Source organism: Acidobacteriota bacterium (genome assembly GCA_040756905.1).
Taxonomy (GTDB): domain Bacteria; phylum Acidobacteriota; class Aminicenantia; order JBFLYD01; family JBFLYD01; genus JBFLYD01.
In genome coordinates, this window is record JBFLYD010000001.1 from 16,643 (window position 1) to 32,764 (window position 16,122).

18 protein-coding genes are annotated in these 16,122 nt (G+C 36.7%); 2 read left to right on the plus strand and 16 right to left on the minus strand.

The annotated features are described in order from the left end of the window. Positions 1–22: 22 nt before the first annotated feature. From AB1410_00120 to AB1410_00160, 9 genes are all read right to left on the minus strand, one after another. Positions 23–418 (minus strand): hypothetical protein, encoded by a 396-nt coding sequence (locus AB1410_00120; GenBank protein MEW6455105.1) that lies wholly within the window; start codon positions 416–418, stop codon positions 23–25. A gap of 134 nt (positions 419–552) precedes the next feature. Then, positions 553–1,356, minus strand: a complete 804-nt coding sequence (locus AB1410_00125) for a hypothetical protein (GenBank protein MEW6455106.1) — start codon at positions 1,354–1,356, stop codon at positions 553–555. Positions 1,357–1,425: 69 nt separating this feature from the next. After that, complete coding sequence (locus tag AB1410_00130; GenBank protein MEW6455107.1) at positions 1,426–2,334, minus strand: tyrosine-type recombinase/integrase; 909 nt, start codon at positions 2,332–2,334, stop codon at positions 1,426–1,428. Next, positions 2,331–2,546 (minus strand): helix-turn-helix domain-containing protein, encoded by a 216-nt coding sequence (locus tag AB1410_00135; protein MEW6455108.1) that lies wholly within the window; start codon positions 2,544–2,546, stop codon positions 2,331–2,333. The genes AB1410_00130 and AB1410_00135 overlap by 4 nt, the downstream gene beginning before the upstream one ends. A gap of 32 nt (positions 2,547–2,578) precedes the next feature. Beyond that, positions 2,579–2,854, minus strand: a complete 276-nt coding sequence (locus tag AB1410_00140) for a hypothetical protein (protein MEW6455109.1) — start codon at positions 2,852–2,854, stop codon at positions 2,579–2,581. Between the two features lie 632 nt (positions 2,855–3,486). Next, the gene (locus AB1410_00145) at positions 3,487–6,225 is read right to left on the minus strand and encodes a TonB-dependent receptor (protein ID MEW6455110.1); all 2,739 of its coding nucleotides are present in this window, start codon (positions 6,223–6,225) and stop codon (positions 3,487–3,489) included. 21 nt (positions 6,226–6,246) lie between these two features. Continuing rightward, complete coding sequence (locus AB1410_00150) at positions 6,247–6,435, minus strand: hypothetical protein (GenBank protein MEW6455111.1); 189 nt, start codon at positions 6,433–6,435, stop codon at positions 6,247–6,249. Positions 6,436–6,624: 189 nt separating this feature from the next. Continuing rightward, positions 6,625–8,784, minus strand: a complete 2,160-nt coding sequence (locus AB1410_00155) for a tetratricopeptide repeat protein (GenBank protein ID MEW6455112.1) — start codon at positions 8,782–8,784, stop codon at positions 6,625–6,627. 409 nt (positions 8,785–9,193) lie between these two features. Beyond that, on the minus strand, positions 9,194–9,433 hold the full coding sequence (locus AB1410_00160) for a hypothetical protein (GenBank protein MEW6455113.1): 240 nt from the start codon (positions 9,431–9,433) through the stop codon (positions 9,194–9,196). 133 nt (positions 9,434–9,566) lie between these two features. Between AB1410_00160 and AB1410_00165 the strand changes: the two genes are divergently transcribed. Then, complete coding sequence (locus AB1410_00165) at positions 9,567–9,782, plus strand: DUF6290 family protein (protein ID MEW6455114.1); 216 nt, start codon at positions 9,567–9,569, stop codon at positions 9,780–9,782. Next, positions 9,772–10,032, plus strand: a complete 261-nt coding sequence (locus AB1410_00170; GenBank protein MEW6455115.1) for a type II toxin-antitoxin system RelE/ParE family toxin — start codon at positions 9,772–9,774, stop codon at positions 10,030–10,032. The genes AB1410_00165 and AB1410_00170 overlap by 11 nt, the downstream gene beginning before the upstream one ends. A gap of 113 nt (positions 10,033–10,145) precedes the next feature. Here AB1410_00170 and AB1410_00175 read toward each other — a convergent pair whose 3' ends face one another. The 7 genes from AB1410_00175 to AB1410_00205 form a co-directional block, all read right to left on the minus strand. After that, entirely contained in the window at positions 10,146–10,337 is a 192-nt protein-coding gene (locus AB1410_00175; GenBank protein ID MEW6455116.1) for a hypothetical protein, read from the minus strand. Positions 10,338–10,435: 98 nt separating this feature from the next. Next, positions 10,436–10,573, minus strand: coding sequence for a hypothetical protein (locus AB1410_00180; protein ID MEW6455117.1), 138 nt, complete (start codon positions 10,571–10,573; stop codon positions 10,436–10,438). Positions 10,574–10,759: 186 nt separating this feature from the next. Beyond that, positions 10,760–11,149 carry a type II toxin-antitoxin system VapC family toxin gene (locus AB1410_00185; GenBank protein MEW6455118.1) on the minus strand — a complete coding sequence of 130 codons (390 nt, stop codon included), beginning with the start codon at positions 11,147–11,149 and terminating at the stop codon, positions 10,760–10,762. Next, positions 11,139–11,372: a hypothetical protein gene (locus tag AB1410_00190; GenBank protein MEW6455119.1), complete on the minus strand. Its 234-nt coding sequence runs from the start codon at positions 11,370–11,372 to the stop codon at positions 11,139–11,141. The genes AB1410_00185 and AB1410_00190 overlap by 11 nt, the downstream gene beginning before the upstream one ends. A 280-nt stretch (positions 11,373–11,652) precedes the next feature. Further along, positions 11,653–12,729 (minus strand): hypothetical protein, encoded by a 1,077-nt coding sequence (locus AB1410_00195; GenBank protein ID MEW6455120.1) that lies wholly within the window; start codon positions 12,727–12,729, stop codon positions 11,653–11,655. 235 nt (positions 12,730–12,964) lie between these two features. Continuing rightward, the gene (locus AB1410_00200) at positions 12,965–14,716 is read right to left on the minus strand and encodes an SIR2 family protein (GenBank protein MEW6455121.1); all 1,752 of its coding nucleotides are present in this window, start codon (positions 14,714–14,716) and stop codon (positions 12,965–12,967) included. Positions 14,717–14,938: 222 nt separating this feature from the next. After that, positions 14,939–15,907 carry a hypothetical protein gene (locus AB1410_00205; GenBank protein ID MEW6455122.1) on the minus strand — a complete coding sequence of 323 codons (969 nt, stop codon included), beginning with the start codon at positions 15,905–15,907 and terminating at the stop codon, positions 14,939–14,941. Positions 15,908–16,122: the final 215 nt, after the last annotated feature.

Here is a 16,122-nt window from a genome sequence, read left to right on the forward strand (position 1 = left end):
TCTATATAATTTTTAAGCTTTTTTATCTCCCAAATAAACCTAAACCTCTAAGAGGGAATAAAGAGAATCTATAATAATCTTTTAAAGCAGACCGTGGAAAGAATTGAGTAGTTGGTCTCTGAGCACTATAAATAGGTGTTATATTTTTCTCCTGCAATTCTTTGAGTAAATTATCCAGAAAAGAAAAATCCATAGTCATTCCTTCGGGATAACCCCAATTTCCCATTCTTTTGTATTGTTGTAATAAAGCCTGCATCATAATTGGGTCTAATTTCTCTATAAATGGACTTCTATAAATATATTTTCTTCTTTGTGCTTCTTCCCATTTTCTTTGTTTTTTCGCTTCTATAGAGCCAAATAAACCAGCAAGTAATGATGAGGCTGACTTTATTAAAGCTTCAGTAGTTTCAGGTTCCATTTTAATACCTCCCTAAATATCTTTTTATTTTGCATCACCCACACGGATACTTATCTTCCGTGTTCTATAAAATATTACCAGATTAAAGAATATTTGTCAATTTCACAGTTTAGCATTGCTTTTTAAAATATATCTTATTTTTTTCTTTCGCAAGATGGCAGTCTATAATCTATATGGTTGATGAATTGCTTTAATAGGAGAATAGTATCAAATGGAATACCAGTATCAAACGATCCTACTGCACTTGCTACTAACAATGGCTTTACTACGAGCCGAGAATCATAATAATTTTTAATAAAAACTCGAAGATCATCATATGTTTTAATATTTTTCCCTCTATTTGTTTCTTTTAAATAAATGGTGTAATCCTTGTAAGTGAGTAATTCCCCCTCTTCCGTGAGATAGAAACGACCGGCAAAATAAATTGTAACCATAGGAAATACATAGGCTTTATAATAGCCTGGTCGATATACAGGGACAAGCTTTAACTCACTTGGAAGATTTAGAGAACCAACTTTCCAACCAAACTCGTCTTTAATGGTTATTTTTTTACTTGGGGTAAAATCTGGAAGCCAAGTTGTAGAAGGGGGAATATATACATCTGAGGTGGCAACTGAAAAATATATACCTGCAATGAAATCTGCTGAAGGGATAGACTTTGTATATGTATAATCGTGATTTACTAAAATGGTTTTAACTTCTTCTAATAATTCTTTTTCAATAAAATAGTCCCTGCTTATTCCCTTGTTATGCGGAAAAACTGTAAAAAATTGACATTCCGACATAAGCTCTTCATCACTATAAACTTCTATTTCAGGTGCTGGGATATCTATTTTTTGGGGTATTGGTTGTATTAAAGCTCCCTCCCGCTCCAAGAGTTCACTACAGGCGGGACAAAGAAACAAAACACAAATTGGGATTAAGGTTATCTTTTTCATTTTATTTTCTTTATTGATTTTAATTTTAGAAATCTTTTTTGTCAATTGTAAATTGTTTAATCAAATTATCTACCACCTGACAAATTTCTCTGCCCCCTGAGATATCCTCTTTAGGTTATGAGCATATATAAGCGTGGTATTTATATTCTGATGTCTCAGCATGTCTTTAACCTGCACAATATCCGCCCCATTCATCAAGGCCAAGGTTGCTGAGGAATGCCTGAAACTGTAAGCAGATATTTTATTTGTTTTTATTCCAGCCTCTTTCAATCTGTTAAATATTATTTTTCTTATCCCGGAGATTGTCAATCTTTTTCCTAAGCTTCTGTCTGAATGAGAAATAAAAAGGGAGTCAGAAGGTTTATAATTCTTTCTCATATTAAGATACTCCATAATAGGCTTATAAGATTCTTCAACCAAGATAACAAAGTCATCTTTAGAGTCTGAGCCTTTACCTTGCACTTTTAAAATCCATTCTCCTGAATCGAAGATAATATCCTCAATATTAGCTCTGGATACTTCGCAAGTTCTTAATCCAGTCCTAAGCATTAGGTTAATAATGGCAAAATCTCTTTTACCTATGATTGTAGACTTATCAACTGAGGAAAGAAGCTTGACTATCTGAGACTGTATTAGTGGAGATTTAAAATAACCTTTAGGCTTTTTCACTCCTTTAATTCCCTTGGTTATATCAGGGTAAAGCCTTTGAGATTCTAAAAAAGTAAAAAGCCTTCTTAAAGCTGTTAAATAACTGGAGATTGTAAAGGCAGATAGTTTTTTCTCTTTTAGGTGATTCTTAAAAGAAATAATATCTTCTTTTCCAGGCTTATCGATTTGATTCTCATATAGCCAATTAGAGAATACCTTTAGAGCTTTTGAATAAGTCTCTTTAGTTGATTCTCTCAAATCCATTCTATTGAGGATTTCTTCAAGGGAAAGAGAGGATAAATCGCCGAATTTAATTTGAATTATGCTCATTTCTTCTTACGCCTTTCTTTCCTTTTCTTTTCAAAGAAAGAGCCTTGTAAAAATTCCTTTAATGATTCTTCGGAGATGTAAACCTTACCACCTATTTTTTGAAATCTTATCTTTCCACTATAAACATAATTTCTTACTGCTCTTAAAGTAATTCCTAACTGTTTCGAGACCTCTTCCAGGGAATAGAGTTTTATTCCTGCAATTTTTAACATTTTGAGTCCTTTATTTTAATTATAATAAATCCTTATCTCATAAAAGAAAGAAGTAATTTAGATAATCCTTTTTCAATTCCAACCTTAAATCCCCATTCAGCTGAAGCTTCCTCAATGGCTACTGTTAATTCTCCGATTAAATTGAATATCTCATCTGATTCTTCTATTGTCGATAGCTTCCCGGTTTTCTCCATCTTCTCAAACCAATCCTTGAGTTTATCATCTGCTTGTTTTACTTTCTTATTTTCGTAAACCCCTTCAGAAAATTTTTCATCCATGTCTTCTCTTAATTCCCCTAAAATATTCATTTTACCCTCCTTCAAAATTTATATTATCATAAATATTAGTGAAAATCAAGCATTATTTTACAAAAATTAAGCTATTTATTGCACTTTTAGTCCGATGCTAATTTGAAATATAAGCCTTATCAGTTCAGCATCTGCTCATCTCAATAAATCAATTAGAGGTTTTTTGAGACACTTCTGACTGTGTCTATTTGTGTCTAATTTATAGGAAATTATAGGTATTTTAAGGAATTTATAGGAACTTATAAAAGTATAGAGAAATCCCGTCAATACTGGCTTTTCTTTGATTTTAAGGGGTTTGGTTAGGATTGCTTTTTGTGCTTAAAAGGCAGGTGCTCTCCCTCTGAGCTAACGGGCCTAACTTAAATTTATATCCTATCCTCTTTCTAAAGTCAATTCTATGGTCGTGTCACTTAAATATCTTTCTTTATTCTTTTGTGACACAACACTTTCCCTCTGGGAAAATACCTTCCCCATACCCCTTCAATGTGCTTTATGAGAAATTGCTTGTTTGTAAAATTATATATGGAACAGCACGCTATGGTCTTCTTATTAGGGAAATTATTCTTTTTAAGTAGTCTGAGTTAACTATAAATTTTAGAATTTAAAATGAGTAAGACCGTTCACATTAAGACTTAGAAACTTGTCCTTAGTCCAAGCTGAATCTGTCGAGGAGCTCCAGCAGTGGTACCAACCCCAAACTTCGGAGACAGCATGTTACCAACATAGCCACCGAAATTCTTCCAGTTGAACACATTAAATGCGTCCACGAAGGCCATCAGGGAATATCCTTTAAAGGTAAAGTTCTTAGATAATCTAAGATTTAAAATCTTTGTTGAAGGCGCTCTTTTTGCATTTCTTCCTTCTGGTGGATAATCGTTGGTCAACACCGAATCCTTGTTGTCATCTTTTCCAGTATAGACAAGATAGGGTCTTCCTGTGGAAAAGGTCCCCCAACTACTGAGCTGGAATCCTAAGGGCAGATCCACAATTCCGCTTATGGAGACCCTGTGTCTTTCGTCTATGTTAGAGGGAGCCTTCTTTAGGAACTGGGGATTTGTGTAATAGAGGTATCCGTAGTAAATGGTGTTGTCCCATTCAGAATCAGCCCAGCCAAGGGTATAGGCAACCTGAAAACCCCATGAACCCTGTTTGTAGGGTTTATCAATGGTTAAATAGAAGGAATTAAACCAGGAATTCGCTTCATCTGTCCATACATTTATCCTTCCATACTTTGTGGTTAATACCCTTTTCTTTGTAGTAGCATCTACATAATTGGCATCATAGGTTTGTATCTCATTGTACCCTCTAACCCCAACATAGCTTAGACCAAAGGTAATATCCTTTAGCCTATGCCTTATGCCGAGACTGAATTGAAGGGTCATGGGAGGTTTAATATCATCTGAGATTAGGAATATCTCTGGAGGAGGAACCACGCCAAGGGCTATTAATTTGAGGACTTCACTACGATTATAATACTTTTCATCCCATTTAACTGTTCCAGGAGCACCATCGGGAGAGAAGTAGATGTAATAGACTTTCCATGTCAATCGGAGGCTCTCATCTGATGCAACATTCCATACATGTCTGTCATAGGCTATTCCAAAGCCACCGGTAAGGAATGTGGTCTCTTTCTTAGTCATATCATAGCTGAAACCGAATCTTGGAGCGAAGGAATAAAGATAGGGCTTCCTGTTCGTCCCGTCGGAGAAGTATTTTGATTCAAAGAAATGAGAAAGATCCCCTTTTATATCCTCAGGGGTGACAAAATTATTGTTTATCATGTTGGACTCATAATCCCATCGGATACCAAGGTTGAGGGTTAGAGAGGGATTAACTGTCCAGTCGTCCTGAACAAAAATACCAAGCTGGGTGTTGCTTGACCTGAGGTAGGGAATCCCTTCACCGACAATTCCCAAATATGGCATTGTATCTGTATCCTTCCTGAAATAGAATTGAGGATTTAGAAAGAGCTTCTGTTCAGCCTGATAATTTAACCTGGATATAAAGAAGCCTGCTTTGAATAGATGGGAGCTGTAAGCATAGCTAATATCATCGTAGAGGGCATATCTATCCTGGTACCAGTTTTGAGGAGAGTGGGAATGTCCACCAATGATCATGCTTGGGTATCTCTTTGCATAAGTTAGAGAAACAGGATCTATAATCCAGTTATATCTCTGGAAGCTGAATCTAATATCGTTCATCATGGAAGGAGAGATTATATACTGATGTCTTAAGATGCCTGTGTAAACATAGTTATCGAAATATCTTGCGAAGTTATAATCGAATATTCCACCTCCCCCGATAAGCTGAGAATCATATCTTGCACTCAATGAAAGATCAAGATAGTTATTGGATGAAGGCTGACATGTTAGACGAAGGAATCCCAGATGACCATCAAATGGTCTTTTAAATGTTTGAGCATACTGAGAGAAAATTGGGTTTCCAGGAACCACTGTAGAAAAGGATTCTGTAAATGTCCCTTCATAGGTAAGGAAGAAATGGAATCTGTCCTTAATAATTGGACCCCCAAGGCTTACTCCTGGCTGACGACGCTTGTAAGGAGGTTTGGTCTTTTCGAAGTAACCAAGGGCATTGAGATCCTTGTCTCGATAGGTCAGAAAGGCAGTTCCATGAAATTCATTGGTTCCTGTCTTGGAAGCAGCAGTGATAACCCCTCCTGATGCTTTGGCAAATTCGGCCTTGTAAAGCTGGGTGATGACTCGGAATTCCCTTAATGCATCCTGAGGAAAGGCATTCCCCGCGCTAACAAATTGTCCTGCTAGTCCGCCTTCCACTATTTCATTCTTAAATTCAGCACCATCGATGTAAAAACCCATATTGGTGGGTAAAGTAGCTCCGCTGGCAATTGTTGCACCATAGGGCTTAATTCCTGGTGCGAGGGTGGCAATTTCAAGGAAATTTCTTGTATTTAGGGGTAAATAGGTAACTTGTTCTGGTCTGATGGGTATGGAAAGCTCAGATTTCTTTAGCTCTGCAACTGGTGCCTCTGCAGTAACAACCACCTCTTCCTGAAGCTCTTTTAGGGCAAGGGTGAAATTCACAGTGGCTTTCTGTCCAACGAGAAGCTCCATAGTCTTGATCTGGGGACCATAGGCAGGATGTTGAATCTTAACCTCATATTTACCGGGAGGAACAGAAAAGATATAGTAAAGACCAGAGTCTGAAGTGACTGTGACCCAAGCCAATCCAGTTTCCACATTTTTTGCACTTACTTCAGCGCCAGGTACAGGGAGTCCCTCCTTATCAACCACCTTTCCTTCGATAGAAACAGTGCTTACCTGGGAAAAGGATGGAACATAAAGAAATATTAAAAGAGCAAAAATTAGAGTAATAAAATAAAATTTTCGCATTTTCACCTCCTTCGCAAGATTTTAGATATTTTTTATCTTGGTGTCAAGCATTATCTTATTTTTAAAGTTCGAGTTACTTGAGCTCTTTTTTTCTGGCAGAGATAGGATGTGTTTTTCAAAATAAGCGATTGCTTTGGGCTTGCCATTATCATGGAGGTCAAAGTCAGATTGAGTTAAATCTGTTACCGGATTCCCTTTATTATCAGTCATATACACCTGAACCAATTTTAAAGTTACAGTAACCTCATATTTAAGCGTTTCCTGTTCTTTTCTTTCCTATATGGATTTTGAATTCAAATAATGAAGATTTGATTGCAAAAGAAAGATTAGTATGAAAAGAAAGATTTTTTTATCATTCCTGACCTTTTATATTAATATTTAACTTCTACCTCTGCAGTCTTATTTATAGATTAATTTATAGAGTTTATCAGCAAGTTCTGAGTCGAGAGTTTTCAAGATTTTGTGTTCTTCAAGGGCTTTAAATCTATCCTGAAGGAGTAAATAGGTTATTCCAAGGTTATAATGGGCAAGGGCTGAATTAGGGTCTAACTTTATTGCTCGCTTTAATTCTTCAGCTGCTTGATTATAATCGCTATTCTTTAAATACGCAATTCCTAAATTGTAATGGGCGTTGGAATTATTCGGGTTCATTTTTACAAACTGTTTGAAAGCCTCTATAGCCTGGGCAAATCTTCCCATCTGGAAATTTGCAATTCCTAAGTTATAGCTTATGTTTACATCATTTGGGTTTAGCCTTGCTGCATTTTCAAGAGCTTCTACAGCACTTTTGTTCTGACCGATTTTTAAATACGCAATTCCTAAATTGTAATAGGCAAGTGAATTTCCGGGGTTATCCTTAATAAACTTTCTGAAGCTTTCTATAGCCTCATTGTACCTTCCAAAATTGAAATAGGTAATCCCTAAATTGTAATAGGCGTTGGTATCTCCAGGGTTTAATTGAACTGATTTCTCTAAAGATTCAATAGCTTTTGTAATCTCTCCTAATTTCAAATAAGTCATTCCTAAATTGTAAAAGCTGACATAGTTATCGGGGTTTATTGTTATTGATTTATTGAATGCAGTAATTGCATCTTGATATCTTTCAAGTCTTAAATTTGCAATACCCAAATTTAAATATGCCTCAGAATCTGAAGGGTTTTTGGAGATAATTTTGTTGAGAACTTCTATCGATTTTTCGAACTGCTCTGAGGTATTGTAGACTCTAACCATAAGGTTATAATAATCTTCCGCCTTTTCCGGACGAAGTCTTAGAAGCTCATTGTATTCCTTGATGGCATCATCGAATTTAGAGAGTTTCTCATAGGAAAGACCTGATAAGTAATGGGCTTCAAAATCATCAGGGTTTATTTTTAAAACTTCTTTTGCAGACTGGATTGCATTTTCATACTGACCGAGGTTATGGTAAATAGTTGTAAGTCTTAAATTCCCTCTCAATGTAAAAGCCAAATCCCTATTTATCGATTCCTTATAGGATTGGATTGCTTTATCAAACTGGGAGAGCTTTTCATAATCAAGGCCAAGGTTGTAATAGGCTTCTGCAAAGTCAGGTTTAATCGAAAGAGCTTTTTCATAAGATTGTATTGCCTTTTCACTTTGAAGCATTTTGTCATAGATTTGACCCAGGGATAAATACGCAAGAAAATAGTTCGGGTCTATTTTTATAGCCTGATTAAAGCTTTCAATCGCCATGTCCGTTTTTCCAGTTTTATCACAGATATTCCCTATATTACATAAGAGTTCAGGGTCTTTAGGGTTTTCCTTTACCATTTCCTGAAAATACCTCAAGGAGTCTTCATATCTGCTGTTTGAAAGATAAGCAATCGCTTTTAGATATTTACCTTCATAGATTTTACTAAAATCTTCCTCAGGGTACGTTAATCTTTCTTTTGGGGCTATATTCAACATATTCTGGATATGGTTTATGGGAACAGCGAAGTTTAAATTTTCAGTTCCCTCGATAAGATATGTTGAAATACCCACAACTTCTCCATCCTGATTGAACACTGCTCCGCCACTGCTCGTTGGAGTTACTGTCGGAGTTATTTTCCACAATTTGTTGTTGTTTTTTATCTCAACGATGCTGTTGATTATGCCCTCGGTTATCTTATTGTTTCCTCTTTCGTAAAGTCCGATTAGATATATCTTATCTCCTACTTTCATTTTATTCGGGTCTCCTATTTTTATAGGCTGGAGCTTTTTACCTCGAAATTTAATCAGCGCAAGGTCAAGGTTTCTATCAAGATTTATAATTTCAGATATGGGTTGGGGTTTCTCCTCTGGAACTTTAACCTCTGATGTTTTTGCTCCGCAGAGTATATGATAATTTGAAGCAACAATTCCCTCTTCAGAAAGTATGAAACCGCTTCCCTGTCTTAGGACTTGTTTTTTTCCATCATAAATAATTATAGATACTACAGATTTGTTAAAATTATTGAAAATTTGTGTCGCCTGGTCAATCTGCTTTTCTTGAGAGAGAGTTTGGACCTGAAATGAAAAAAGAAAGATTATTAGAATCATTAAAAATATTTTTATTTTCATCGCCTACCCCCCAATTTTTAGTTTTTCTTTATTTCAAAAATAAAATTTTTTTTCAGTCCTCTAATAGGGTAATACATTTCCATAAAAAATCAAGAAAAAATTATCGATAGGAATTTCCTTTTTTGGGTAACATCAATTTTCTGCATTTTTTGTCCAAATTTTACTTCCTAACATCCTCATAATTTATATCATGGTAAAAAGTAAATATCAAATTTTGGGAAAAAGAGAAGAAGATAGAAAAAGAGAAAGGAAAACTTCTAAAAGTGAACAAAATGAGATAGACTATCTCCGATATTAAATGAGAGAATGCTGATTATGAACCTGTTAGATAATGTCAGAAAATAGAACAAACTATAAAAAAAATAAATTCTAAAGCGCATAGCTCAATATAGCAATGAAAGTCTAATATCTACCAGGGTGAAGCTGAAATAGATAGTTGCTGTGAGAGATGAGGCGGAGGTCTTTCAGCAATAAAGCTCAACTTAAGGTGATTGATTATCTTGTCTACCACAGAGTAATCTGCGATAAAAGAAATGATCTTCATTTCACCCTGATATTTGGGGCATACAAGGGGGTCTACCTCATAGACTTTTTTAATCATCTCTGTCCAGCCTTTGCGAAGTACTGTTTGGATATCCTCCTCCATCATCGGAAGAGAAGTGGTATCTTCTCCTGATTTAAGGACATATTTGAAAAGAGAGAGTCAAATTTGTGTATATAAAATTTAGCTGTATTGACATTTTTAAAATTTTGTATTATATGTAATACAAAGGTGAAAAGCTATGGGAGTTTTAACAATTCGCTTATCAGACGAAATATTCAAAAGATTGAATAAGCTCGCAAAAAAAACTAAGAGAACAAAAAGTTCATTTATTAAAGAGATGATAGAGGAGTCTCTCGATGATTTTGAAGATGCGTATAAGGCTCTGGAAAGATTGAATGATAAGAATGCCCGATATTTAACAACCGAAGAGCTGGAGCAAGAGCTTGGCTTATAGTGTCATATGGCATGAAGAAGCACTGACTGACCTTAAATCTCTTGATAAGCAAATTATTACTAAAATTGTTGAGAGAGTAAAAAATTATCTTACTCAGAATCCAATGACTCTTGTTAAACCGCTAAAAGGGGTCTTTAAAGGTTTATTTCGCTATAGATTTGGAGATTACAGAATCATATATGCGGTTGACATGGAAGAAAAGAAAATTATAGTCTTGCATATCGCCCATAGAAAAGACATCTATAAATAATTCAAGAGTTCTAAAGTCTTAGTGCTCTACAAAAGTACTCAACTGCATTTTAAGAGATTTTGAAAGGCGCACTTTACATTTAGTTTAAACAGGACATTCTTTCAAGAGATTATCTAATCCCTTTGGATAATGAAACTTTTTATCTCGAAATCGCTTATCCCAAATTTGGTTTTAAACTGCTCTTCAAATGCCCCTACGGGGGCTGCCCTAATGTCTATGATATATACATCATACTTTCCTTCCAATTCCCTGAAAAGACGACAGAAATTGGATAATAACCTTTTATCCATATCCTCTTCTGGCACCCTCCAGTAAACGAATCCTAATTTATCATTCCTTGAGGTCAAGGGAAAGATACCTATCTTATTTTTTATGCAATATTCAAGATATGGTTTATAATCTTTTAATTCCTTTCCCAGTGATTTCGCGTCTTTTTAATTCTTTCTATCAAGCCAGTTTCATCCATCATGAAAACTTCTGTAAAAAGGGCTGCTTTCTTATTTCTGCTCAATATCTCTATATGCTTTTTTATTCTCTTCACTACTCGTCTTTCCCCATGTTAGGTGTCTCATAAGATGTAAAATTCCATCTTCAAATCAATCCCCTGATCCCTTTTGGTCCGAAAGGGGAAATGGAGAGAAAATTTTTTCATCATTTATTATTTTATCATCCAGAGGATTTTATTATAAAGATAGGCGAGAAAGACAATTTGGGCTTTATCTGTTCTCTACCATTTTTCAATTCTTAAGGATTCTATCTCCAAGAAATGTTCATCCTGAGTGGAAATGATTAGTTGATGCTGCAGAGCATTAGAAGCAATCCAAATATCATTTTCTGGAATTGGTCTCCCTTTTCTTTTTAAAACAGTCTTGAGCTCAGCATACATTTTGGAAGTTTCTATGTCAATGGGCAAAACCTCACAAAACTTTATAAATTCAAGGATTTTCTCCCTATTTTCCTTTGGATTTCTTGAATTATCCGCTCCGAAAAGGAGCTCACCTATAACAACTACGGAGGTATATATTTTTTCAGCCTCTGTGATTTTTAAACTGATTTCTTTGTCTCCGTTTAAAAAAGCAATAATGATGTTTGTATCTAAGAGGTATTCACCATTCATTAATATCTATTCTCTCGCAAGCCTCCTCAATAGAGAGTTTTATTGCCTCCGCATCTGCATTACTGATCGATCCCATTAAAGAAAGCAGTGCGCCCTTCTCTTTAGGAAAAGGGGCTTCTTTTTTCTTTATGAATTCTATGAAATCCTTTATTTCCTTAATTCTCTCTTCGGGTAAATCTTTCAAGAGAATGAATATTTCCTCCAACCCCTTTCTTTCCTTCATTGTTTCCTCAATTTTTAATCTATCACATAAAAGATTTAAAAACAACCATTTTAAGCGTCACTCGCAATTATTAACCCAATTGCCAATCAATCTGCTGATCTCTTTTGGCTGGAAGGTGAATTGAGAGAAAATTTCTTCATCACTTATTATTTTATCATTTAGAGGGTTTTATTAGAAAGATGGATTAGATGGGCAGTTCTGAAGGGAAATTATAGAATGAGGTATAAAAATATCGTCAATGAATGTTTTCCAAGGCTGGAAATAAGTTTACAAAATGAAATTACAGTGAGCTTTTGATTAAAGATATCATCACCCTACGTAGAATATTCCCTGTTAAATATGACAAAAGCGTTCCAAAAGTTATAACTTTATGAGCAGTTTTGAACGAAAATTTATCATTTGCTTGAATATAAATCTCACTTGTTTTTTGATCAATATTTGAGACCCCTATTATCCAAAATGTCGCAATTCCATATTCGACTCTCCCATAAATTATGTTATCGTTCTTACCCGTTCCGCCAGCCGATGAGGGCTTTAGACCAGCTATGTTCTCCGCTATATTCATTAATCTATTAATATCAATTCTACCATCGAGTTCAAATGCGAACAAGAAATATTTTTTATTGATGATTTCGATCAGTTCATCTAAATTAAGAGGGCTGTTAAGCGAATACCATAATTTGAGCTCTATAGACTTATAATGAATTCCACCAATATTACTGTTCGGATGAGCACTGGGAGAGGTTTGCCATTGAGCTCTAATATGAGCAGCTGAGATAGAGCCTTTAAAATCACCTTCCTGGACTTTAATGGCACTTTGCTCAATACCCTGATCTCTGAAGAAATTGTTCATTTTTTCAATCCAATTCTTGCCTATTGCTTTTGATAATTTTAGAATTTGTTCTTCATTTTTGCCTTCTGTGGGAATATATTCAAAAAAATTAAAACGATATTTTTTTATTTGAAATCTAGTTCCAATATACCAGGCATTAATATTGTCTTCTATCTCTCCAGCAATTCCTTGGAGCAATAATATTTCATAATCATAAAGAAATCTATGGTGCTTTGCAGGGTTCCTTAAATATTCTACTTTCTTCAAATATACCTTAAATGTGTCCCAATCTTTAAATATGGGTTCAAAAAACTTTTTGTTCTTATCTAAAATTTCTCGAAGATCTCCAAAATCAGTATATGCGAGTAAATCTTGGTCAATTAGTTTAGTGTATCTTCGTCCCTCCTCTTCCTTTTGTTTCTTTTGCAATTCCTTTACTCTATCAGCACCAAGACCATGCTTAGGGTCTTGTAACCAATTAGGAGATAATTTCTGTGCTAATACTTCAGAGATAATGTTTCTCAATAAAGTCTCTATCTTTTGTATGGGATCGACTTGACTTATTAAAATATTACGCATCGTCGTTTATTTTGGCCTCTTTAATCTGATTGTAACACAAATCCCTGAATATGATAATACTACAAAGGTGAATATCTGTCTGGCGTCAGACAGGGTTGACTGGGAAAATAAAGCGCAAAAAGGCATTGAAGATAGCAAGATCTTCTGGCAATTTAATATCTCACACTTTTCTATAGATGATCTACCACCAAGGAAGCCCAGAAACTAATTTATCGAACTCTGTCTTTACATTTAGAAATCTCTCCAATGAGCCTTCAAAAAGACCATGCTTTAAAGGTAACCAATTCTTACCTGCCTGTGTGACCTCTAATTCAATTTCTTTAATAATCCACTTTTCAGGGTAACGCCTCCCCCTCCATCCAAAACACCCTATTGGTCCCCAAACATCGCCTATCTGCTTCTGACGCAAATCAGCATGAACTAAGGCAAGTAAATATTCAAATCGGTCGAAGCATTTTTTGTACTGGGTATCATCTGATAAAGATTCTTTAAAAGGCTCTCGTAACTTTTCTTCGAGTAGATCACTAATTGGTGTATAACGTCTTTCCATACCGGGTAACTGTTGTGCAACACTCTTATCCATAACTGCATAGGGATATAAAGCAAGGCCAAGGGGCTGATCTTCTATTCCCTCTTTAACTTTGACTTTGGTAAGCAAAACTGCAAATGTACCATATTTTTCAGCTGCAATAGAGGCAATCCCTCCTCCATAAAGGAGAAGAAGCGCAGGAAATAATCTCAATTCGAGCCATATATTTAATCCAGCCCTCTCTCCAGGTGGATTCGCGATTCGTTCAAGGCTTTTCACCCACAGGTCTTCATGTGTCTTTTCTCCCCAGTAGCAACCAGTGATCATGAGATCCCGAAGAATTTCGGTTAGAGCGTAATAGCGGTGAATACGTTTTGTCAGTTCTATTGTGCTGAATGGCACACCTTGCACTGGAAAATGCTCAATGGTTAACCCTGCATAAACTCTTTCTGTTTCCTCCATCATCAGATCATGCAGGCGAATCTTATAATGGTCGTCAACGATGTACTTCTTTAAAGTGGCTACAGCAACTTTTGATGAGAGAGGATGTGGCCTCGAAAGCTCCTCTAATGCAAAGACCTTTTCAGCTATTTCACGAAAGAATGAATCAGCGTCCCGAATAGAAATAGTTTGTACATGCCTTAGTTTGATGAGTTTTTGCATCTGTTTTGTTGGTTTGCCTCTCATTGCCCAATATGTGGTAAACCTGTGAGTCTGGCAACGCTCAATTGCTGCTCGTAATGCTGTATCCCATTCAGCAGACCATCCACAGATTATAAGGCCAAAATCATCGAAAATTTGGTCCAATAAACGATTAATGCCTTTGTCGTATTTTGCAAGTTCATCAGGTGTATTTCTAATCCGGGTGTCGAGATAATCGCCATGGACTTTAATTATGGTACACTTTGTATGCGTAATTGGTAAAGCCCCAATGGCAGCGTCAGGAGTACTGATGACCGTTGGTACAATACCTACCTCCTCTATGGCTTCCTCTATTAAACGATCAAAATTAGTTGTAACAATAACCCGGATATATCCCTTTACTACTAGTTCAGCTATCGCCTTGTGCGCTTCAGTTGGTATTTTTAGATGTTGCTCCCTTTCTTCTTCAGTGGGCTCAAAGTAACTCCTTAGAAGCTGACTGCGTTCTGCTTGTGACTTTGCAACTATATTAAGCAACTTGTTATAGTTTGGTGCTTCACCGAATGTAGCTTCGTACCAGGCAGCGGGATCAGGCTCACAATTCTCACCTTTGAGATGTGCCACTTTACGGATGAGATCTAATACCACCTCCCAACCTGTTGGAATACCAGCAGACCGCGACACTCCAGAGCCAATGAGTAATGCATACACCCCTTTATTAGAGTGCATAGAAAATGCTAACGAAATGATAGGTTCAATCATAGTATTACTCTCTAAAGTTCTTCATCTCTTTGCAATTTTACAATTTCCTTTTATTTTCCTCAAACTTCTCTTTCCCTTTTGAATTAAAATCCTAATACTTCAAGAGACATTTTGGGATTCAAGTGCCCCAGATTACCGCAGCGATCTATATTCCTGAAAGACGATTCACTTGTACTTAACCATGCCGATTATCATTCGACCATAATCATTTCTATCGAGGCGCTAAACCACCACTGGAGCCATATCGCTATCCCCGATCCTGTATCCTAATCCTTCAGTAAGGCCAGGGCGGCCTTCCCCCTGATCCGTTTCGCTGAAGCCACCAACCAAAAAGAAACGCCGTAACCAATGGGGGCACTTAAGTAGTTTTCCCTTTGAGTCGAACATCGGAAACCGATTTTGCCGAATACCTTTAAAACCCTTAAAAGGAAAGTTAAAGATCAAAACCTGTGCCGCCGCTCCTCCAGAGTATTCCAACTCGGGCTTCCAGCCACGAAACCCACCTCCGAAGGCAAACCCTCCTGTGAAGTTTGCAAAGGTGTTCCACCTAACCTTTACAGATGGGTACTCGAATTCACAGCCTTTGGATTGGACACCAGCGATTTCTACATACAACGGCACGTGCGTCGGGAGGGCTCTTTCTCCTTCATAAAGGGGGAGTCTCAAGCGAATCTGATCAGAGTGAACGTTGTTCGGATCGGGAAAGTATGGTCTGCCTTCAAGCAAGATCACTACATCTGAGTTTTCCGAAAAGCCGAAGCCATTGATGACGAGATCGGTATCCTCAACCTTAGCCCACTGGATGAAGGGCTTATTAATTGTCGCTACGGACTTTTCTACGAACCCCTCTCCATTTTTGTATTTGACTTTGTACCACTTCCACTTTGGGTAGCTCCCGATGAGTGGTAGGCTATCCCCCTTTTTTACGATACCGAGGGACTCGGCATCCAGGCTGGGTAATTTTCGCACATGGGTATTGTCTACGTTTATTTCCACAAAAAATTCCCCTGAGGGGGGTTGTTGCCACTTATCACAGAGAGGTAGGGCCGTATCCGCTGTCTGAGACTCGAGCCCGCATTTCGCAAGGAGAGGACCATTAGGTCCAAGTAACAAAAGGGCAAGCAGGAACACCATCCACACACCTCCCGACATAACTAATGCACTTAAAATCTTCACTCTTTTTAGAAGCATTTTACCCTCCTATAGAAATGATTTATGTTATACAAAAACTTATCCATTTTCTCCGCATCTATATAACGCGTCGAATTCATTTCAATTCATGTGTATATTCCGATCCAAAGTGGCCATCGATTCCGATTCAAACCGGCCACTGATTCTGATTGAAAGTGGCCACCCATTCCGATTTATTCCGGCCACTTTTTCGATGAAATCAGAATTTGAAAAAG